Origin of the sequence: Acinetobacter sp. A3, from assembly GCF_012371415.1 — a bacterium.
In the GTDB taxonomy this organism is placed as follows: Bacteria; Pseudomonadota; Gammaproteobacteria; order Pseudomonadales; family Moraxellaceae; genus Acinetobacter.
Map to the genome: position 1 here is coordinate 1 of NZ_JAAZQW010000011.1, position 20649 is coordinate 20649.

Annotated in this window: 20 protein-coding genes and 1 tRNA gene; 17 read left to right on the forward strand and 4 right to left on the reverse strand. The window is 41.1% G+C overall.

Annotation, left to right across the window (positions count from 1 at the left end; translation table 11 throughout):
* Nucleotides 1-257 precede the first annotated feature (257 nt).
* Nucleotides 258-1892, reverse strand: a complete 1635-nt coding sequence (nadB, locus tag HHA42_RS05535; protein WP_168460098.1) for an L-aspartate oxidase — start codon at nucleotides 1890-1892, stop codon at nucleotides 258-260.
* A gap of 330 nt (nucleotides 1893-2222) precedes the next feature.
* Between nadB and HHA42_RS05540 the strand changes: the two genes are divergently transcribed.
* From HHA42_RS05540 to HHA42_RS05590, 11 genes are all read left to right on the forward strand, one after another.
* Nucleotides 2223-3605 carry a Do family serine endopeptidase gene (locus HHA42_RS05540; RefSeq protein ID WP_168460096.1) on the forward strand — a complete coding sequence of 461 codons (1383 nt, stop codon included), beginning with the start codon at nucleotides 2223-2225 and terminating at the stop codon, nucleotides 3603-3605.
* Nucleotides 3606-3751: 146 nt separating this feature from the next.
* Complete coding sequence (locus tag HHA42_RS05545) at nucleotides 3752-4198, forward strand: thioesterase family protein (protein ID WP_168460095.1); 447 nt, start codon at nucleotides 3752-3754, stop codon at nucleotides 4196-4198.
* A gap of 269 nt (nucleotides 4199-4467) precedes the next feature.
* Nucleotides 4468-6285: a translation elongation factor 4 gene (gene lepA, locus HHA42_RS05550; protein WP_168525699.1), complete on the forward strand. Its 1818-nt coding sequence runs from the start codon at nucleotides 4468-4470 to the stop codon at nucleotides 6283-6285.
* A 21-nt stretch (nucleotides 6286-6306) separates the two neighbouring features.
* Nucleotides 6307-7134, forward strand: coding sequence for a signal peptidase I (gene lepB / locus HHA42_RS05555; protein ID WP_168460092.1), 828 nt, complete (start codon nucleotides 6307-6309; stop codon nucleotides 7132-7134).
* Nucleotides 7135-7158: 24 nt separating this feature from the next.
* Nucleotides 7159-7530: a DUF4845 domain-containing protein gene (locus tag HHA42_RS05560; protein ID WP_168460091.1), complete on the forward strand. Its 372-nt coding sequence runs from the start codon at nucleotides 7159-7161 to the stop codon at nucleotides 7528-7530.
* A complete protein-coding gene (gene rnc, locus HHA42_RS05565) occupies nucleotides 7502-8203 on the forward strand; it encodes a ribonuclease III (protein WP_168418159.1) in 702 nt (233 codons plus the stop codon). Before HHA42_RS05560 ends, rnc begins: the two co-directional genes overlap by 29 nt.
* A gap of 2 nt (nucleotides 8204-8205) precedes the next feature.
* Complete coding sequence (gene era / locus HHA42_RS05570) at nucleotides 8206-9228, forward strand: GTPase Era (RefSeq protein WP_171525572.1); 1023 nt, start codon at nucleotides 8206-8208, stop codon at nucleotides 9226-9228.
* A 22-nt stretch (nucleotides 9229-9250) separates the two neighbouring features.
* The gene (locus HHA42_RS05575) at nucleotides 9251-9451 is read left to right on the forward strand and encodes an NF038104 family lipoprotein (RefSeq protein ID WP_168418161.1); all 201 of its coding nucleotides are present in this window, start codon (nucleotides 9251-9253) and stop codon (nucleotides 9449-9451) included.
* A gap of 8 nt (nucleotides 9452-9459) precedes the next feature.
* On the forward strand, nucleotides 9460-10173 hold the full coding sequence (gene recO, locus HHA42_RS05580) for a DNA repair protein RecO (protein ID WP_354667084.1): 714 nt from the start codon (nucleotides 9460-9462) through the stop codon (nucleotides 10171-10173).
* A gap of 11 nt (nucleotides 10174-10184) precedes the next feature.
* Nucleotides 10185-10910, forward strand: coding sequence for a pyridoxine 5'-phosphate synthase (gene pdxJ, locus HHA42_RS05585; protein WP_168525749.1), 726 nt, complete (start codon nucleotides 10185-10187; stop codon nucleotides 10908-10910).
* Nucleotides 10911-10955: 45 nt separating this feature from the next.
* Complete coding sequence (locus HHA42_RS05590) at nucleotides 10956-11609, forward strand: tRNA-(ms[2]io[6]A)-hydroxylase (protein ID WP_168525703.1); 654 nt, start codon at nucleotides 10956-10958, stop codon at nucleotides 11607-11609.
* A 185-nt stretch (nucleotides 11610-11794) separates the two neighbouring features.
* Here HHA42_RS05590 and HHA42_RS05595 read toward each other — a convergent pair.
* Nucleotides 11795-11870, reverse strand: a tRNA-Asn gene (locus HHA42_RS05595).
* 250 nt (nucleotides 11871-12120) lie between these two features.
* Between HHA42_RS05595 and HHA42_RS05600 the strand changes: the two genes are divergently transcribed.
* Nucleotides 12121-12579 (forward strand): hypothetical protein, encoded by a 459-nt coding sequence (locus HHA42_RS05600; RefSeq protein WP_168418164.1) that lies wholly within the window; start codon nucleotides 12121-12123, stop codon nucleotides 12577-12579.
* Nucleotides 12580-12736: 157 nt separating this feature from the next.
* Nucleotides 12737-13564 carry a DMT family transporter gene (locus HHA42_RS05605; protein WP_168525705.1) on the forward strand — a complete coding sequence of 276 codons (828 nt, stop codon included), beginning with the start codon at nucleotides 12737-12739 and terminating at the stop codon, nucleotides 13562-13564.
* A gap of 187 nt (nucleotides 13565-13751) precedes the next feature.
* Here HHA42_RS05605 and HHA42_RS05610 read toward each other — a convergent pair whose 3' ends face one another.
* Nucleotides 13752-14987, reverse strand: a complete 1236-nt coding sequence (locus HHA42_RS05610; protein WP_168460084.1) for a pyridoxal phosphate-dependent aminotransferase — start codon at nucleotides 14985-14987, stop codon at nucleotides 13752-13754.
* Nucleotides 14988-15205: 218 nt separating this feature from the next.
* Between HHA42_RS05610 and HHA42_RS05615 the strand changes: the two genes are divergently transcribed.
* On the forward strand, nucleotides 15206-15385 hold the full coding sequence (locus HHA42_RS05615) for a hypothetical protein (protein ID WP_168460083.1): 180 nt from the start codon (nucleotides 15206-15208) through the stop codon (nucleotides 15383-15385).
* A gap of 57 nt (nucleotides 15386-15442) precedes the next feature.
* Here HHA42_RS05615 and HHA42_RS05620 read toward each other — a convergent pair whose 3' ends face one another.
* Complete coding sequence (locus HHA42_RS05620; protein WP_168460082.1) at nucleotides 15443-16231, reverse strand: hypothetical protein; 789 nt, start codon at nucleotides 16229-16231, stop codon at nucleotides 15443-15445.
* Between the two features lie 235 nt (nucleotides 16232-16466).
* Here HHA42_RS05620 and uvrB point away from each other — a divergent pair, with 235 nt between their 5' ends.
* The 3 genes from uvrB (at nucleotide 16467) to rarD (ending at nucleotide 20453) form a co-directional block, all read left to right on the forward strand.
* Nucleotides 16467-18494, forward strand: a complete 2028-nt coding sequence (uvrB, locus tag HHA42_RS05625; RefSeq protein WP_168418168.1) for an excinuclease ABC subunit UvrB — start codon at nucleotides 16467-16469, stop codon at nucleotides 18492-18494.
* A 165-nt stretch (nucleotides 18495-18659) separates the two neighbouring features.
* Nucleotides 18660-19268 carry a lipocalin family protein gene (locus HHA42_RS05630; protein WP_168525707.1) on the forward strand — a complete coding sequence of 203 codons (609 nt, stop codon included), beginning with the start codon at nucleotides 18660-18662 and terminating at the stop codon, nucleotides 19266-19268.
* 261 nt (nucleotides 19269-19529) lie between these two features.
* On the forward strand, nucleotides 19530-20453 hold the full coding sequence (gene rarD, locus HHA42_RS05635; protein WP_168525709.1) for an EamA family transporter RarD: 924 nt from the start codon (nucleotides 19530-19532) through the stop codon (nucleotides 20451-20453).
* Nucleotides 20454-20649: the final 196 nt, after the last annotated feature.

The following is a 20649-nucleotide window of genomic DNA, read 5'->3' on the forward strand; positions in this document are numbered from 1 at the left end:
TATAAGTCGGAACTGACCGACTCAGGCTCTAGTTACACGTTTGGCAACAAGACATTAACAGAGTGCGAATTAGTCCTTGACTATGTTTGACCACATTTTAAGGAACAGGTTTAGTAAGTTAACGTCATCATATTCAAAATGATAAAATACCGAATCGTGTTATGGAATACGATTCGGTGCTTTCTTGCATTAGAATTCGAATGCACTTTATTCACAGATACTTTTATGCAAATGCTGTTGCGTAACAAGCAATCAGATCACTCATTCACCAATGGAGTTTCCACTTGGAAATTAGGTGGAATTAGCACAGTTTTACGCAATTCAGGCGCAAGCTCAGGATAATCCAGCGTGAAGTGTAAACCACGTGATTCTTTGCGTTGCATGGCACAGCGTACAATCATTTCAGAAACCAGAACCAAATTACGCAGCTCAATCAGGTTTTTACTAACTTGGTAGTCCTGATAATACTCGGTAATTTCACGTTTCAGCATTTCAATACGGTGCAAAGCACGTTCTAAACGCTTAGTGGTGCGTACAATACCGACGTAGTTCCACATGGTTGCACGAAGTTCATCCCAGTTTTGTAAAATTACAACATCTTCATCAGGGTTGGTCACTTGAGAATCATCCCAAGCAGGAACTTCAGGTGAGCAATAATCTGTAGTGTGATGTGCTTCAATATGTTTGGCCGCTGCCATTCCATATACAAAACATTCTAAAAGAGAGTTACTTGCCATGCGGTTAGCGCCATGCAAACCTGTATAAGACGTTTCACCAATCGCGTATAAACCAGAAATATCGGTTTGGCTATGTTCATTGACCATCACCCCGCCACAAGTGTAGTGGGCAGCAGGTACAACCGGAATCATATCTGTAGTGATATCAATGCCTAATTCCAGCAAACGTGCATACAGTGTAGGGAAGTGTTCCTTGACAAATTCTGCAGGCTTGTGGGTAATATCTAGCCATACATGACGAATACCCAAACGCTTGATTTCATAGTCAATTGCACGTGCCACAATATCACGCGGAGCGAGTTCTGCTCGTTCATCAAAACGCAGCATAAAGCGTTCGCCATCAGGTAAACGTAAATATGCACCTTCACCACGCATGGCTTCAGTAATTAAAAAAGAACGCGCCTGAGGATGATACAAACAGGTTGGATGGAATTGGTTAAATTCCATATTGGCTACACGGCAACCCGCACGGAAAGCCATGGCCATACCATCGCCCGTCGCAATGTCTGGGTTTGAAGTGTAAAGGTAGGCTTTCATTGCACCGCCGCAGGCAAGAGCGGTAAATGGAGCAAGGAAGGTATGTACTTTTTGAGTACTTTCATCTAGTGCATATAAGCCTAATGAACGATTAGCTTCGTTTAAACCAAGCTTTTGTGAGGTAATCAGGTCAATGGCGATATAGTTTTCAAATATAGTGATGTTTTGCTGTTCTTGAGCACGTTGCACCAAAGTCGTGGAAATTGCACGGCCTGTAGCATCGGCAGCGTGAATAATACGGCGCTGAGAATGGCCGCCTTCACGGGTTAAATGCAATTGCTCTTGTTCGTCTAAGGTAAACTGCACGCCATGTTTGAGCAGAAAATCTACCGAAGGTTTGCCGCCTTCCACCGTTTGTTTTACGGCGTCAATTTCACATAAATGCGCACCTGCAATCATGGTGTCATCTATATGTTGTTCGATCGAGTCGGTTTCATCAAGGACTGCAGCAACACCACCTTGCGCATAAAAGGTGCTGGCTTCAGTGAGGGTAGATTTTGCCAAAACGGCGATTTTGAAATGCTGGGGTAATGAGAGCGCTAAACTCAAACCTGCACCACCACTTCCCACAATAATCACATCAAATTGATGTGTTGTGTTTAAATTAGACATGTCCATCAGCTAATTTGAAAAAAGTTGGATAATGACACCCCTTTTTGCAGAAAAACGCAAGTGCGAAGTGGGCATGAATAATGAAAAAAAAGAATAAACCGGAAACTTTTATGGAATATTCCAACTTTTATGACAATTTTATCCAATTTATTTTAGATGTTGGGCTTTAAACTAGATTTAGATTTTCTAAATATTCAATCTCATTAAACTGATTTAATTGCAATAAACTAAAAGCTGAAACTGAAAAGATTCAACATTTTATTACGCAAAACCTAGTAATTTTGTGATAAATAAGATGGGTTCGAAGTCATAATTATTATTGAGTGAATGCTATTTATGAAAAATCGCAATTTAAAAAAAGGTTTATATGCGGCTGTTTTTACTATGGCAACTGTGCAGACTCAAGCAGCACCACCAGTAGACTTTTCTAATTTGGTTGAGCAGGTGAGTCCTGCTGTCGTGAGTGTCAATGTTGTCAAAAAAATGAGTCAGGAAGAACTCTTACAACAACAAGTTCCAGAAATTTTACGCCGTTTTTTTGGCAATCAAGTCATTATTCCACAACAACAATTGCCACAAGAAAAAACAGGTTATGGCAGTGCATTTTTTATTAGTAAAGATGGATACCTTTTAACGAACCACCACGTGGTTGAAGATGCTTCAAAAGTCACAATTGTACTGAATGACCGCCGTGAGTTAGATGCAACTGTTGTGGGTAGTGATGAACGTACCGATGTCGCTTTATTAAAAGTGCAAGGTGTGAGTTTCCCAGAGTTGCGTACAGGCAATGTCGATCAATTGCGTGTAGGTGAGCCTGTACTTGCAATTGGTTCTCCATTTGGATTTGACTATTCTGCATCGGCAGGGATTGTCAGTGCAAAAATGCGGAATATGATGGGTGAAACCTCAGTACCCTTTATTCAGACTGATGTAGCTTTAAACCCAGGTAACTCAGGTGGGCCACTGTTCAACCAGCGTGGTGAGGTTGTGGGCGTGAACTCCCGTATTTTTAGTGGTACGGGTGGTTATATGGGGTTGTCATTCTCTATTCCTATTGATGTAGCAATGGACGTGGCCGATCAGTTAAAACGAAATGGTAAAGTGACCCGCTCTTATTTAGGGGTGAGTTTGCAGGATATTGACCGTAATTTGGCTGAATCCTATAAACTGAGCAAACCAGAAGGTTCATTGATTACTCAAGTTGCGCCAAATTCTCCTGCTGCACGTGCGGGCTTACGTGCGGGTGATGTTATTCTTAAATATAACGGTACGCCAATTTCCCGAACTTCAGAATTGTTGAACTATTTAAACCGTTCAGTGCCAAATCAGAGTATTCAGCTTGAAGTATTACGTGATGACAAACGCCGTAATATTACCGCTACAGTCAGTACAGCACCTGATGATACGCCTGCAAAAAACAACCCTGAAACTGCTGCTAAAGGCCCTGTTTTAGGTGTGTCTATTCGTGACTTAACTGTTGCAGAACAACGCCAGTTAGATATTAAAGGTGGTGTGCTCATTCAGGAAGTGCGTCGTGGTGGTTCAGCAGCTCAGGCGCGTATTATGCCGGGAGATGTGGTGGTACAACTGAATAATACTCCAATTCAAAATGCCAACCAGTTTGTTGAAACGGTATCTACCCTGAAAAAAGGTTCAGTCGCTCGGGTCGTGATTATTCGTCAAGGGCAACGTGCCATTATTGGGATGCGTATTCAATAAGTTAAAGCATCTGCCAGGATTGATTTGATTTCAATATAAATGATCAGTCGTATAATAGTCGCTCTTCAAACAGAGCGACTTTTTTATGCAAATTGAATATTTTTGATAAACTAAGCAGACACGGCAGTTTCTAGTAAAAGGATGCAATGAGCAGCATATTTGATTTAAAAATCACGGTTCAACCCGAACATATAGATATTTTGGGCCATGTAAATAACGTGGTTTATGTGCAATGGATGCAAGATGTGGCATCGGCGCATATAGAACAGCTAGGTTTGGGTGTACAAGAGTATTTGAAACTGAAACATGCCATGGTTGCTGTAGAACACCATGCGCAATATCGTAAAGCAGCTCTCGAAGGTGAGGAGCTAATTTTACGAACGTGGCTCAGTGATTTGAATGCACTGTATTCATTTCGTCAGTATGCATTTTATCGCCCGCAAGATAAAAGCCTGGTATTCATGGGTAGCACACAATGGGCATGTGTAGAAATTGCCACAGGCCGTCCAAAGCGTATGTCACCTACCTTTACGCAAGCTTATCAGCCACTGGCTACGGACGTTAATCCTTTAGATTTTAGTGCTTATGATTAAGTTGAGAGATAAGTTAGGCACTAAATGTGCTCTAGTTGGTCGTTACAACACGTTATAGGTCGAGGTCTTTAAGATTCATAAAGTATTTAAATCTGCACATAAAATGCCGAAGTCTGTTGTATAAAATAAAAAACTAAATGGCAGCAAAAGGAACTCATTATTATGGATACATTGAAAAATCCATCTGCTATAATCCTTCGCAATTTCTATTCGGCTTTTGCTCTGCATGAATTTTAAGGTGCAGGGCGTGTTATTTTTTAAGGTAACCCATGGCGCAAGCTAAAAAATCTGTTGATATTAAAAACATCCGTAACTTTTCGATCATTGCGCACATCGATCATGGTAAATCGACTCTGGCAGATCGTTTCATTCAAACCTGTGGCGGTCTACAAGATCGTGAGATGCAAGCGCAGGTGTTGGATTCTATGGAGCTTGAGCGTGAGCGTGGGATTACCATTAAAGCCACATCAGTGACTTTATACTATAACCATCCAAATGGTCAGGAATACCAGTTAAACTTCATTGATACCCCAGGACACGTCGACTTTTCTTATGAAGTATCACGTTCTTTAGCCGCTTGTGAAGGTGCACTATTGGTGGTTGATGCTGCTCAAGGTGTAGAAGCACAGTCGGTTGCAAACTGCTATACCGCAATTGAGCAAGGCTTAGAAGTTTTACCTGTACTCAATAAAATTGATTTACCGCAGGCAGAGCCTGAGCGTGTGATTCATGAAATTGAAGAAATTATTGGTATTGAAGCACAAGAAGCACCAACTTGTTCTGCAAAAACAGGTTTAGGCATCGACAATGTTTTAGAAACTTTGGTGAATGTAATTCCTGCGCCACAAGGTGACCGCGAAGCACCGCTACAAGCCTTAATTATTGACTCATGGTTTGATAACTACTTGGGCGTTGTGTCTTTGGTGCGTATCAAGCAAGGTCGTGTGCGTAAAGGTGACAAGATGTTGATGAAATCGACAGGTCAAACACACATCATCACATCTGTGGGTATTTTTAATCCAAAACATACTGAAACAGGTGTTTTAGAAGCAGGTGAAGTGGGCTTCGTAATTGCAGGGATTAAAGACATTTTTGGTGCGCCAGTGGGTGATACCATCACGCTTGCAACCACACCAGAAGTTGAAACATTACCAGGCTTTAAAAAGGTGAAACCGCAGGTCTATGCAGGTTTATTCCCGATTGATGCCAGCGATTTTGAACCTTTCCGTGAGGCATTGCACAAGCTACAAATTAACGACTCAGCATTGTTCTTTGAACCAGAAAGTTCCGATGCCTTAGGTTTTGGTTTCCGTTGTGGCTTCTTGGGTATGCTACACATGGAAATCGTACAAGAGCGTTTAGAGCGTGAGTACGACTTAGACCTCATTTCATCTGCACCGACTGTAATTTATGAAGCGGTAATGAAAAATGGCGAAACGGTTTATATCGACAGCCCATCAAAAATGCCTGATGGTTCAACAGTTGAAGATTTACGTGAACCCATTGCCGAATGTCATATTTTAGTGCCACAGGAATACTTAGGTAACGTCATGACCTTATGTATTGAGCGTCGTGGTGTGCAAAAAGATATGAAATTCTTGGGTAACCAAGTGTCTGTTACTTTTGAAATTCCAATGGCAGAAGTGGTGATGGACTTCTTTGATAAATTGAAGTCATGTTCACGTGGTTTTGCATCTTTAGATTATAACTTTGTCCGTTTTGAAAGTTCATCACTGGTTAAGGTGGATGTACTGATTAATGGTGAAAAGGTAGATGCTTTGGCGATGATTTGTCACCGTCAAGATGCACGTCACCGTGGCATTGCCTTGGTTGAAAAAATGAAAGACTTGATTCCACGTCAAATGTTTGATGTGGCTATTCAGGCTGCGATTGGCGCACAGATCATTGCACGTTCAACTGTAAAAGCAATGCGTAAAAACGTACTTGCGAAATGTTATGGTGGTGACGTTTCACGTAAGAAGAAACTACTTGCCAAACAGAAAGAAGGTAAGAAACGTATGAAGCAAGTGGGAAGTGTTGAAATTCCACAAGAAGCATTCTTGGCAGTATTAAAAGTCGATCGCTAAAATTATAAGGATAACAAGCCCATGGATTTTGATTTTAATTTGATTCTCGTTCCTGCCACGCTGTTTTTTATTGCAGTGTGGTTGTTGGATAAATTTGTATTTAAGCAAAGAGCCAACAAAGGCCGAGGCAATGAAAATTTCATTATTACATGGGCCTATGACTTTTGGCCTGTTTTGGCGGTAGTGATGGTATTGCGTTCATTCTTATATGAGCCATTCAATATTCCGTCTGACTCGATGGTGCCAACCTTGGAAACAGGCGATTTTATTCTGGTGAATAAGTTTGAATATGGTGTGCGCCTGCCAATCATCAACAGTAAAATTATTGATGTCGGTTCACCAGAACGTGGCGAGGTAGCAGTTTTCCGTTATCCACCACAACCAAGTATCAGCTACATAAAGCGTATTGTAGGTCTACCGGGCGATCACATTGTCTATGATCATGGTCAGCTGAGTATTAATGGTGAAAAAGTGAGTAAAACACCAATTCAGTTTAGCCGTGACAAAGACAGTTTGGATACACCAACTTCAATTTACCATCAGGAAACTTTGGGTGAGCACACTTTTACTATGCGTGAGCTAGAAGGGGTGAATGTGGCACGTCAGGCGCCATTCCTGAACTATGTAGACAATGGTAAATATTCAGCAGAAAATGGTTTATATTGGGAAGTCAAAGTTCCAGAAGGTCATTACTTCGCGATGGGGGATAACCGCGATCAAAGTGCTGACAGTCGTTTTTGGGGCTTTGTACCAGAGGAAAACCTAACAGGTCGTGCATTCTATGTGTGGATGCATAAAGAGCCTGGGTTTAATTTGCCGTCATTTAGTCGTAACGGCAAAATTGATTAATACAGCAGATTAGGAAAATAAAAAATGCGTCATCAACAAGGGGCATCTTATATTGCAATTTTAATTGCAATTATTGGCTTTGCATTTATGGCAAAAGTCGCAATCGCAGTTTGGGGGCCATATTTCGATGATCGAATGTTGGATAACCAAATTGAAGAACAGTTATTGAACGGGCCAAAAAACCTCTCACCACAAAAATTTATTGGTGAAATGGATAAGCGTTTAAACATGAACAACATTCGTGATATGAAGTTTGCAGATGTTGCTCAAGTCACGAATGTCGATGGCCTGCAAGTGAAAAAAGAATATGAAATAAGAAAACCATTCTTATTGAATATTGATATTGTAATGAAATTCGAGAAAAGTTTTGATCAAAGCTCAGTCCAAGCTAAATGAGACCCGCCTAGCCAGCCGTATTGGTTATCAGTTTAAGCAAACTGAATTGCTTAAACTGGCTTTAACCCATCGCTCGGTCAGCCATAAACACAATTACGAACGCCTGGAATTTCTAGGCGATTCATTATTGGGCATGATTATCGCCAATTATTTATATGAGGCCTATCCTCACGAAAATGAAGGGCGTTTAACCCGTATGCGGGCAACCTTGGTACGCCAAGAAGCCTTGGGTAAAATCGCCAATGATTTAAAATTGAGTCAGAATTTAATTCTCAGTACGGGTGAATTGAAATCTGGCGGTCATCATCGTGAGTCTATACTGGCAGATACCGTAGAGGCGATTATTGGTGCTATTTATGTCGATAGTAGCGATTTAAATTTGCTGCAATCTATTGTGCTAAAATGGTATAGCCCGTATTTAGATCACATTGAGCCAACCGATCAACTCAAAGATCCAAAATCCCGCTTACAAGAGTATTTACAAGCACGTAAAAAACCTCTCCCGGTTTACGAGGTTGTAGATATTCAGGGTGATGCACCGAATCAGCATTTTATTGTGGAATGCCGAGTCGATAGTTTACCCGTAATGAAGGGTGAAGGTTCAAGCCGTCGCTTTGCCGAGCAGGCAGTAGCGGCAGATATTTTAAAATTCTTGGAGCAAAAGTCTGAATGACCATCCATTCCGATCACGTAGATGCTGATCACGAGTCGAATAACGACGCCAATGACTTAATCAACCAGTTCTTTAGCGGTCAGGGAACTGAAATTCCATCTGATTTCCGCAGTGGTTTTGTTGCGATTGTTGGTCGCCCGAATGTGGGTAAATCGACCCTCATGAATCACTTATTGGGGCAAAAGCTTTCAATTACTTCACGTAAGCCACAAACCACTCGCCATAAAATTGTGGGTATTGATACCCGTGAAAAATCTCAGGCTGTGTTTGTAGACACACCAGGGATGCATAAAAAAGAAGTACGTGCCATCAACAAAATGATGAACCGTGCTGCATCTTCTGCTTTGCGCGATGTAAATTTAGTTCTGTTTGTGGTGGATGCACAAAAGTGGACCCAAAATGATGAACTGGTTTTGGAAAAGCTGAAAAATGCAGAAATGCCAGTGATTCTAGTCATCAACAAACTTGATACTTTTGAAAATAAAAATCAGGCATTGCCGATTATTCAGGAACGTGCCAAGTTAATGAACTTTGCCGAAATTGTACCTGTATCGGCACTGCGTGGTGCGAACCTAGATCATTTGCGTGACACGATTGAGCGCTATTTGCCATTCCAACCACCACTGTATTCGTTGGATCAAATCACAGACCGTTCTGAGCGCTTCTTGGCGTCTGAAATTATTCGTGAAAAAATCATGCGTCAATTGGGTGAAGAGCTGCCTTACGATTTAACTGTACAAATCGAATCATTTAAAACAGAAGATGCTGTTTTGAATGAAAAAACAGGTCGTATGAAAGCACCATGTACTTATATTGATGCCACTATTTTTGTAGATCGCCCAGGTCAAAAAGCCATTGTGATTGGTGAAAAAGGTGCGAAACTGAAAAAAATTGGTATGGATGCACGAGTCGATATGGAAAAAATGTTCGAGCAAAAAATCATGCTGACGCTTTGGGTGAAAGTTAAAGGCGGTTGGTCTGACGATGAGCGTGCATTAAAAAGCTTAGGATATAGCGATATCTAAGTTTGAATAAAAGGGAACTGTGATGATGAAAGTGTTGGCAATTGTGGCATGTATGTTTGTCTTGCAAGGTTGTATTCATAAAGTTGTGACAGTTCCCGTTAAAGTTGCCTATAAAACCACGAAAGGTGTGGTCAAAGGCACTGCTGCTGTTGTCGGTGCTGTCATTCCAGATGGCGATGACGAAGAAGAATCTCAGCCAGAAAAAGCCAAAGAACAGGATTAATTGACGCAATTATGCGCAATGAAATCTTGCATGGTTATCTCATCCATCATCGTAAATACCGTGAACGAAGCCATATTGTGCATTTGTTTACCCGTAAACATGGGCGGGTTGATGGTATTTTAAGACAAATGCCACCACCGCAATATCAACCGATTCGTATTCAGGCATCGGGAAAATCAGAGCTTAAAAACTTCACCAAACTGGAAATTGTCAATCAGCCTGTTTTTTTCTTTGGTGATGCATTTTTTTCAGGTTTTTATTTAAATGAAATTGTGTTGCGACTTTGTCCGGTTGAAGTCGAAATGCCTGAAACTTTTGTGCAATACCATCAGACCTTAGCGTATTTGCAGCACTTATCTAGCCAAGAAAATCCAAATCAGTTTTTAAGACAGATTTTGCGTCAGTTTGAACATGCTTTATTGGAAGAATTAGGTTATGCCATCGATTTCTCAGTCGATGCCAATCAGGAAGCAATTCAACCTAATCTGCATTATCATTTTCAGCTCAATGATGGTTTTATTCCCAACGCTCAAGCTTCACGGTCAAACTTACTCGGTGCGCAGATTCTGAGTATGTGTGACTATGAAAAGGGTAGGGATTTTAACCCAGAGCAGTTACAATTACTGTCTAGGCTGTATCGGCAAATGATTAGTTCACTGTTGGGTGATCGACCTTTAAAAAGTCGCCAATTGTGGATTCAGAATTCTCAAACTCAAGCGTAATGTAGGAATCTATTATGGCTTTACTCGGTGTCAATATTGACCATGTAGCAACTTTAAGACAAGCGCGTGGCACGAACTATCCAGACCCTGTAAAGGCCGCGTTGATTTGTGAACAAGCGGGTGCAGAGGGGATTACTTTGCATTTGCGTGAAGATCGTCGTCATATTCAGGATGATGATGTACGTCGTATGCGTCCATTGCTAAAAACCCGTATGAATTTGGAAATGGCCGTGACTGAAGAAATGATCGCATTTGCCAAAGAAATTCGTCCTCAGCATGTGTGTTTGGTACCTGAACGTCGTGAAGAAGTGACCACTGAAGGCGGTCTAGATGTCGTGGGGAATTTTGAAGCTGTTAAGGCAGCGACGCAAGAATTAACCGCAATGGGTTGTGACGTTTCACTGTTTATTGATGCTGATATTGCGCAAATTGATGCAGCAGTGGCATGTGGTGCACCAACGATTGAAATTCATACAGGTGCCTATGCTAATGCAGCAAGTGAAGCCGCACAACAGGCTGAGCTAACCCGCATTTTGCAAGGTGTTGAATATGCAGCCAGTCGTGGTTTGGTGATTAATGCAGGACATGGACTGAATTTAGAAAATGTAGGCCCAATTGCTGCGATCCCGCACATCCATGAGTTAAATATTGGTCATGCTTTAATTGGTGATGCAGTATTTGTCGGTTTGGAACAAGCCGTAAAACGCATGAAAGCCGCGATTGATGCAGCGCGTTAATTTGAATCTGTATATTTAAGATTGAAAGATAAAATTTGAAAAGTTATGTCTAGCATAAATTATGATGAATTAATGCAGCCTGTGATTGCATTTTTAGGTTGTGAAACGCCGCAAGCTTGGCTAGATGAAGCATTAAAAAATTTAGATATTTTGATGCAGGATCATGCTAACTGTGAAAAGAAAGCAGCGGGTACAGCCATGAACCTGATGTTCCGTTACAGCTTTTTTACCGATTTACAGGTCAAATTGGCGCAACTGGTACGTGAAGAAATGCTGCATTATGAACAAGTACTGGAGTTCATGGCAAAGCGTGGGCAGGCATGGCAAGGTTTAAGTGCAGGGCGTTATGCGGGGGGATTGCGTAAAGAAATCCGAACCTATGAGCCTGAAGCATTAATTGATGTATTGGTGATTGGTGCATTTGTAGAAGCACGTTCATGTGAGCGTTTTTATGCGCTTGCTCCTTTGGTTGATGAAGAATTAGGTAAGTATTATCGTTATTTACTTAAATCTGAATCACGTCATTATGAAGATTATTTGGCACTGGCTTTGGACGTGGCTAAAACAGCAAAACTGAAAAACCCAGAAGAAGATATTCAGGGGCGAATTCAGCATATTCGTGAAGTTGAAAAGAACTTAATTCTCAGTCCAGATGATCTGTTCCGTTTTCATAGTGGTGTGCCTGCACAAGCTGTTTAAACTGTATAGATAACTTTGCATGCAGATAAAAGCGGAACTTCGGTTTCGCTTTTTATATTTTGAGGCTTATAGACGTGTTGATAAATGCAGTTATCTCTCAAGCTTTGGGGCTTTAAAAAGAAGTCCAGCCAATAAATTTCAGGCAATAAAAAGCCCAAGTCATCATGCTTGGGCTTTTTAGAATTTGGCTCTCCCACCTGGGCTCGAACCAGGGACCTGCGGATTAACAGTCCGTCGCTCTACCGACTGAGCTATGGGAGAATCTGCATGCGATTATAAGCAGATTTAAGCAAGGGTCAAGCAAAAACTGTCATGTTCCTTTCATTTTTATTTTATATGCTTTTTATTTGAGCAAAAAAATAATATTTTCCAAAAAATGCCTGACAAAACTTGCATCATGAAAAAACGATTGTTAGTCTGAATGGCATAACAAAGTGTTTAAGCATAAACTTAAACAGTGTGGATTTAACCCAACTTGCCAGCACTAAAATGGCTAAATAGGAGTAAGCGCATGAATACGCTCAGCATTTCTGATATTTTTTCAAATTTTTCTTATTATCAAGAACATTATCTTTCTATTCTTTCCAACCCTGAACAGTACGCAACACCTGTTCAAGGTGCCTATATTCAAGTTTGGCCTTTGGCGCATCAAGATTTATATTTGGGTGATTTATTGCAATTGTGGTTCAGTGAAAAATGGCTGATACAATCGTCTTGTCAGTTATTGTCAGACCATCCCGACAACGGCACGAAAAAACCATTGCAACGTGACAATGACCTATATTTATATCAATTGGCAGGCAGTGCACTTTCGGGCAGTAACCGTTCACGGGTGTGGTCGCTGTCTGAGCAAAAAATCTTACGTGTCGAGTTAAACTCTGCTTTTCGCTATTTATGCGAATTTAAAGGTACATCTCGACCTGAAGTTTCAAAATCTGAACTGATTACCGCATTAAAAAAGGGTGTTTAACTTTGTATAGATAAACAGATTAGTGCGTTCAATTTTGCCAATTCAATCATTGAAATTGAGTTGGCAGTTTTGAATTGCTACTAACTGTAGATAGTGGCAATTCAAAACTAAACATACGATAAAATCGTGTAGTGCAGCTTGATAAGGATATTCAGCCGTGTGGTTTAAAATAAGTATTGCCATGTTGGCTTTTGCTGCAAACTCTGTGCTTTGTCGCTTGGCTTTGGCAGAGCAGAAAATTGATCCTATGAGTTTTAGTCTGCTGCGTGTGGGCAGTGGGGCAGTCGCTTTAGGCTTGTTGTATGTCCTTTTTCAGGTACAACATCCTTTACAATTCCAATGGAAATCTGCGCTGAGTCTGACTATTTATATTCTCGGTTTTTCTTTGGCCTATTTGTATATCGATGCAGGTGTAGGTGCATTGCTGCTGTTTGGTGCGGTGCAAATCACTATGATTAGTTATGCCGTTTGGCAGGGTGAACGCATGACTTGGCCACGCTGGACAGGGTTAGGCTGTGCCTTGTTGGGTATGTGTTTATTATTACTACCTGAAGCTGATGCACCGACGTTTAAATATGCACTGATGATGCTTGTTGCAGGTATTGCATGGGGTTTTTATAGCATCTTGGCCAAGAATATGCAGCATGCTTTGACTGCTACCTTGTCCAATTTCCTTTTTGGACTACCGTTAGTGGCTATGTTGTTTCTGTGGCACTTACCAGACAGTTTTATTAGTTTGAATGGTGTAGTTTTAGCTGTGCTGTCAGGCGCGCTTGCATCAGGTGGGGCCTATGTGCTGTGGTACAGCATTGTTAAAAAAATAGATGGTATTACTGCCAGTACCGTGCAACTTTCTGTGCCCAGTTTGGCGATTCTAGGTGGGGTAATTTTTCTGGGTGAGCAATTAACGTGGTTGATGCTATTTGCCAGTTTGATTGTACTCTGCGGCATTTTGATGGTGATTTTAGCCAAACCGCGTGTATAAAAGTATTCTCTTTCTGGGGTATAGATGCCAGTAACAGTTTAGGGGGAGGGTTGTTGAGCCCCTCACTAACAAGTTTTTAAATAGAGGGAGACTCTGCATGGCATTTAAAGTGATCGTTGCAAAATGAAATTAGAAATAAAAAACCCACGATTCAATCGTGGGTTTTGTTCATCTAAACAAATTTAGATTATTGTGCAGCTTTTTCAGCTTCGATAGAAGCAATCGCTGCATCTACGCCTTCAATTGATTCAGCAGCTTTTTTGATGCGTGCAAGCGCATCTACAAGCACTTCGTCTGCAGTTGCATAAGAAATACGCATGAAACCGCCTAAACCGAACGCATCACCTGGAACAACAGCAACACCAGTTTCTTCCAATAACCATGCAGAAAATTCTGTGCAAGATTTTAAGCCTTTTGCACGAATTAATGGTTTGATGTTTGCGTATGCATAGAATGCGCCATCTGCAGGTAGGCAAGAAATACCTTTGATGTCATTCAAGCCATTTACCACAAGGTCGTGACGGCGTTTGAATGCTTCAACCATTGGCTCAAGTACGTCTTGTGGGCCATTCAACGCAGCTTCTGCAGCAACTTGTGAAATAGAAGTTGGGTTAGAAGTAGATTGTGATTGGATTTTTTTCATTGCACCAATCAATTTAGCAGGACCCGCTGCATAGCCTATACGCCAGCCTGTCATTGCATAGGCTTTAGACACACCGTTTAATACGATTGTGCGGTCATAAAGGTCTGGTGCAACAGTCGCAATGTTGTAGAACTCATCTTCCCAACGGATTGGCTCATACATATCGTCAGAAGCAATAAATACTTCAGGATATTTACGTAATACTGCAGCCAAAGCTTCTAATTCTGCTTTGGTATAGATCATACCTGTAGGGTTAGATGGGCTGTTCAACACCACTAAACGAGTTTTGTCTGTGATTGCTGCTTCTAATTGTTCAGGTGTGATTTTGAAACGTTGTTCTTCACCACATTTCACAATCACTGGCACGCCTTCAGCAATGATCACCATGTCTGGATAGCTTACCCAGAATGGAGCAGGGATGATGACTTCATCACCTTTGTTTAACAAAGCTAAAGCCAAGTTAAAGAATGATTGTTTACCGCCACAAGACACCAAAATTTGGTTAGCTTGGTAGTCAAGATTATTGTCACGTTTTAATTTTGCGATAATCGCTTTTTTAAGACCTGGCGTACCGTCAACAGCGGTATATTTTGTAAAACCGTTATTAATTGCGGCAATTGCAGCATCTTTGATGTGTTGTGGTGTATCGAAATCCGGCTCACCTGCACCTAAACCAATCACGTTATGACCCGCAGCTTTAAGTTCAGCAGCTTTGTTGGTTACAGCAAGTGTTGGGGACGGTTTGATGGCATTGACACGATCAGAGAGACGTACGTCCACGGCATATTCCTTCTTATAGGGATAAAAAAATAAAAAGCATATTATCTTAGCCTAAATTCGATGGCTACGTCGTTTAAAATTGCATCAAATTAATAAAAAATCACCAAATTAGACCAATTTCTTATAAAAACTGGCTCAAATTGAAAGTGATGTGGAAGTTTCTCGCATCATGCGGCAAAAAACTTTAAAATAAGCCAAATTTTATTAGAGTGATGGTCATGAGTAAGCAGCAGCCTACTTCAAAAAAACCATTGGTGAATCTCCCATTCCCAATGCCGAACAAAGCACAAGATAATGATGAAGCAGTGCATAATTCGGTGCGTCCTAAACCTGAGCAATATGCCGATAAAACGTGGCCACCACCACGTGGAACCCGTCGTTCTATGGGTAAGCGCTAAAAAAATGCCACATTGTTGTGGCATTTTTTTATGGTCTTAAAATTTTAAATTATCAGATTAACGTACATGTTTACGGGCTTTGTTGGCAGGCTTCGGTGGTGCAATTTCACGTACGCCATGCCAAACATCGCTAAAGTCTTGCTCATTGATATTATACAGCTCCAATAAGGCTAAAATGGCGGCACCAAATAGCATAGGCCCTTCAGAATTGCTCTGGAATTCAAATACCTTACCATTTAAGTTGTGCAAAATATCCTGAATTTCAAAGACCCGATCACGACCATTGCTGTCGGTTGGGTACATTTGTGTATTCAGTATAATTTTGGCTAAGGCTTTTTCATTTTCACTCAAAGCCAAGACTTCAATTAATTCATCGGTGGCAGGGGTGAAAATCACAGAATCACGGTAAATGGTATGTAACAGTTTTTGTGTCAGTCTAGGTAGTGCTTTTTCAACAAAAGGACGAAATGACGCAGGGAAAATCACATTGTGCGCAATGCCTTTAAACATAGGAGCAATTTCTTCAACGGTATAACCTGCAATACCACAGCCAATTGAAGTTAAAAAATACTTCATTTTAGGATGATTTTTGGCATAGGTTTTAAAGTCATCTACATAGTGCTGAATCTGTGAAAGTGGCATTTGTTGTAAATGTTCATTCATGGTAGGAATGGCAAAACTTTGTCCTGCCCAACCGCGTCCCACACCATCTACCGCACCAAAAAATTCTTTGGCAGTTCGTGCTGCACCACCCGCATGTTGTCCTGCCATGTTACTGCCAAATACGAAAACAGTATCTTCAGGGAGGCTTTTGATAATTGATTCGTCGTGATATTGGTAAGTCATGAGTGTGTGCTTTTATGGTTGTCGTCCTGAAATTTCATGTTGCCTTTGAATAGCCTATGGGTCAAGCCTTAAAGCAGCGCTTAGCACTAAATTAGTCGTAGCACATCTCAGAGCGGAAACAGCAATTGGAGCTTTGCATGCAGATGCGCAACATCCTGCCTACATATTCGGCTGCCCCGACAGCAGGCAAGTCTGCTAAAATGTCAGGTTCGCATCAAACAAAAGAGCTGCATTTGTGAGTGATAAGCAACCTTTCGATTTAGTCACCAACTATCAACCTGCGGGTGACCAACCACAAGCCATTGAAAAATTGGTTCAAGGGATAGAACAGGGCTATCACGATCAGCTATTACTGGGGGTGACTGGTTCAGGTAAGACCTATACCATGGCCAATGTGATTGCCAGAACACAGCGCCCAACCATTGTGATGGCGCATAACAAAACCTTGGCAGCGCAGTTATATGGCGAATTTAAAGCATTTTTCCCGAACAATGCGGTTGAATATTTTGTCAGTTATTATGACTATTATCAGCCTGAAGCGTATGTGCCATCTTCAGATACTTTTATTGAAAAAGATTCCGCGATTAACGATCACATTGACCAAATGCGACTCTCTGCGACACGTGCATTATTAGAACGTCGTGATGCGATTATTGTGGCGTCTGTTTCTGCTATTTATGGTTTGGGCGATCCGAATGCCTATATGAGTATGTTACTGCATGTGGTGCAGGGAGATCGGGTGAATCGGGATGATTTGATTCGTCGTTTGGTCGAAATGCAATACACGCGCAATGAGCTGGAGTTTTTGCGTGGTACTTACCGTATTCGGGGTGAAATTTTAGATATTTTCCCAGCTGAATCTGATCAGCATGCTATTCGCATAGAATTGTTTGATGATGAAGTTGATTCGATTCGCTGGTTTGATCCACTCACAGGCAAATTGGTACGCAAAGTACCACGGGTGACGATATATCCTAAAAGTCACTATGTAACGCCTAAAGATAATTTGGAACGCGCGATTGGTACCATTAAAGAAGAGTTGAAAGAGCGTTTGGTGTTTTTCCGTGAACACGACAAATTGCTGGAAGCGCAGCGTATAGAACAGCGTACCCGTTATGATTTAGAGATGATGCAACAATTGGGTTATACCAATGGCATTGAAAACTATTCACGACATTTGTCTGGCCGTCCCGCAGGCGAAGCTCCACCAACTTTGTTTGATTATGTACCTGATGATGCTTTGCTAATTATTGATGAGTCACACGTGACTGTGCCACAAATAGGCGCAATGTATAAAGGTGACCGCTCCCGTAAAGAAAACTTGGTGAATTATGGTTTCCGTTTGCCAAGTGCGTTGGACAACCGTCCCATGAAATTTGAAGAATGGGAGCGCATCGTGCCATCCACAATTTATGTGAGTGCCACACCTGCACAATATGAATTGGAAAAATCACAGCAAATTGTAGAGCAAGTGGTGCGTCCAACAGGGTTGATTGACCCTGAAATAGAAATTCGTCCTGTGCTGACGCAAGTGGATGATGTGCTTTCAGAAATTAATATACGCAAAGAACTGAATGAGCGGGTGTTGGTCACGACTTTAACCAAACGCATGGCTGAAGATTTAACCTCATATTTAAAAGAATACGGTATTCAAGTGGCTTATTTACACTCAGATATTGATACCGTGGAGCGGGTTAAAATTATTCACGAATTGCGTACAGGTGTGCATGATGTACTGGTTGGCATTAACTTGTTGCGTGAAGGTCTGGATATGCCAGAAGTCTCTTTAGTGGCTATTTTAGATGCCGATAAAGAAGGTTTTTTACGCTCGGAACGTTCATTGATTCAAACTATTGGACGTGCAGCACGTAACTTAAAAGGCAAAGCAATTTTATATGCAGACCGCATTACGGACTCTATGCAAAAAGCCATAGATGAAACAGACCGTCGTCGTGCTAAACAGATTGAATTTAATACCTTACACGGTATTACACCTCGCAGTGCCGTGCGTCAGGTCATTAAAGAAATTGATACGGGCGAAGTGCTGAATGATGAACAGGTCGATGAAAAAATCAATGCACAAACCCGTGCTTTGAGTGCCGATGAACAGCATATTTTGGCCGATCCTAAACTGTATGCAAAACACATTGCTAAGCTTGAAAAAGAGATGCTAAAAGCCTCTAAAGAATTGCAATTTGAACAGGCGGCACGTTTAAGAGATGAAATTCTGCGTTTAAAAGCACAAATGCTGCAATCGGGCTAAATCTTCAGCTTTACCTTATTATTGTAAATGCTTTATGCGTCCAACTACGTGCATGTGAATTTGAGTTTCAATATTTACATATCCATACAGTAAATTGAAAAGCTTGCGGTTATTTTGAAGAAGATAAATGAAATTGACTTTAAAATTAGAGCTTAGAGGTATTGTATGACTGCTAAAAAACTCCCGTTTGCAGGTGCACGACTCGCCAAAATTGCCCTAGGTGGAGCGGTACTAATAGGTTTAGGTGCAGCCACTTTGGCCTATTCCAAAACCAATGAGCCGATGAAAACGGTTGAAAAAGTTGAGTTAGATAAGTATTTGGGCGTTTGGTATGAAGTGGCGAGAAAACCTCTCTATTTTCAGAATAAATGTGCTTCCAATGTAACCGCAGCCTATACCTTAAATGAAAATGGCAATGTGCAGGTCGATAACCGTTGTACTGGAAAAGATGGCAAACAAATGCGCGCATTGGGTGAAGCTTTTGTGCAAAATGCGCCTTTTAACAGCAAACTTAAAGTCAGCTTTTTACCTGAAGTTGTACGCTGGTTACCTGTAGGACGCGGTGATTATTGGGTATTAAAACTTGATGAAGATTACCAAACGGTATTGGTAGGTGAGCCACGCCGTAAATATTTATGGGTACTGTCGCGCACCGCGCAGCCCGATCAGGCTGTGGTTACGGAATATCTGAATTATGCTAAATCATTAGGCTATGATTTGGGGGATGTGATTTATACCCAACATACACCAAAGAAAAAGTCAGCTGAAGAATAAAGTGAAATAGAAGAGCTAAGCCATAGCTAAAAGCATGATAACCTGCTCAGTTAAATAGCGAGCTTAATAATTTAAAGATGGATGGACCACGCACAGACTGCGTGGTTTTTTATGTGTGAAAAAAATCTTAGATTTGAACATGTAGTAAAATAATTCTATTAAAAATGTAGAAAAATGATGCACTTCTTTGCAAAATTTTAAGCAGTCAATATGCTGTCATTACAATATCGGTATAATGCACACTTGGGCAGGAGTGGGTAGATGTATAAAGGCGTAGCATTATCGGTTTTGGCATCGGTCACTTTTGGACTGTTGTACTTTTATACCCAACTCTTAAAGCCTTTAGACAGCGAAGAAACGTTTGCGTGGCGTATGTTGGCAACCTTGCCATTCCTGACCGTATTTATGTGGTGGTCGGGAGATTTTAAGCATATTTTCGCTATTTTTTCACGCATTAAACAACAACCGCTTTTACTGTTGTGGTTGCTTGCCAGTTCTTTTTTATGCACCACGCAATTATGGCTATTTCTATGGGGACCTATTAACGGGCGAGGTCTACAAGTATCTCTCGGGTATTTCTTATTACCCTTGGTGATGGTCTTGGTCGGTTGCGTGCTCTATAAAGAAAAATTATCAACTTGGCAAATGGCAGCAGTTGCCTTGGCGGTGTTGGGTGTCAGTCACGAAATTTGGCGGATTGGCAGTGTGGCGTGGGAAACCTTATATGTCGCTTTTGCCTATCCTTTATATTTCTTTTTACGTCGTGTCTTTCAAACCGATCACTTGGGTGGTTTTTGGTGGGATTTGCTGCTCGTGATTCCTATTTCGCTGTATTTGGCCTTTGTCTATAGTGACAGTTTGCAAGTCATTGCAAATTTTCCCCATTTAATTTGGGCGGTATTGGGACTGGGTTTTTTAAGTGCATTAGGGCTGGGTAGTTATATTTTGGCCAGTCGTTATTTGCCTTTTGTGATTTTTGGCTTATTGAGTTATTTAGAACCTGTGCTGTTGGCTTTTGCCTCAATGTTATTGGGTGAGCGAATAGAAGCAGGGGAATGGCTGACCTATATTCCAATTTGGTTGGCGGTGGCGTTGCTGGTAATGGAAGGTTGTTTGCATTTAAGAAAGCAAAAACAGAATCAGCAAGATTTACAGCAGAAGATAGAGCAGCAATCAGAGCGATAAATATCTTAAAAATCTATTGGCATACTTCTGTAGAAATACAAAGAAGATGGTTTAAAGGTTTGCCGATACATCTTAGTTTGAAAAAATGATCTTTTTTGAATTTAAGGTATAGAAAAAGCAGATGAAGCTTAAATATACCTGCCAAGTTTTTGGCCTGAAAAATTGAACATTGAATGAAAAAAGTAAAATCACAAAA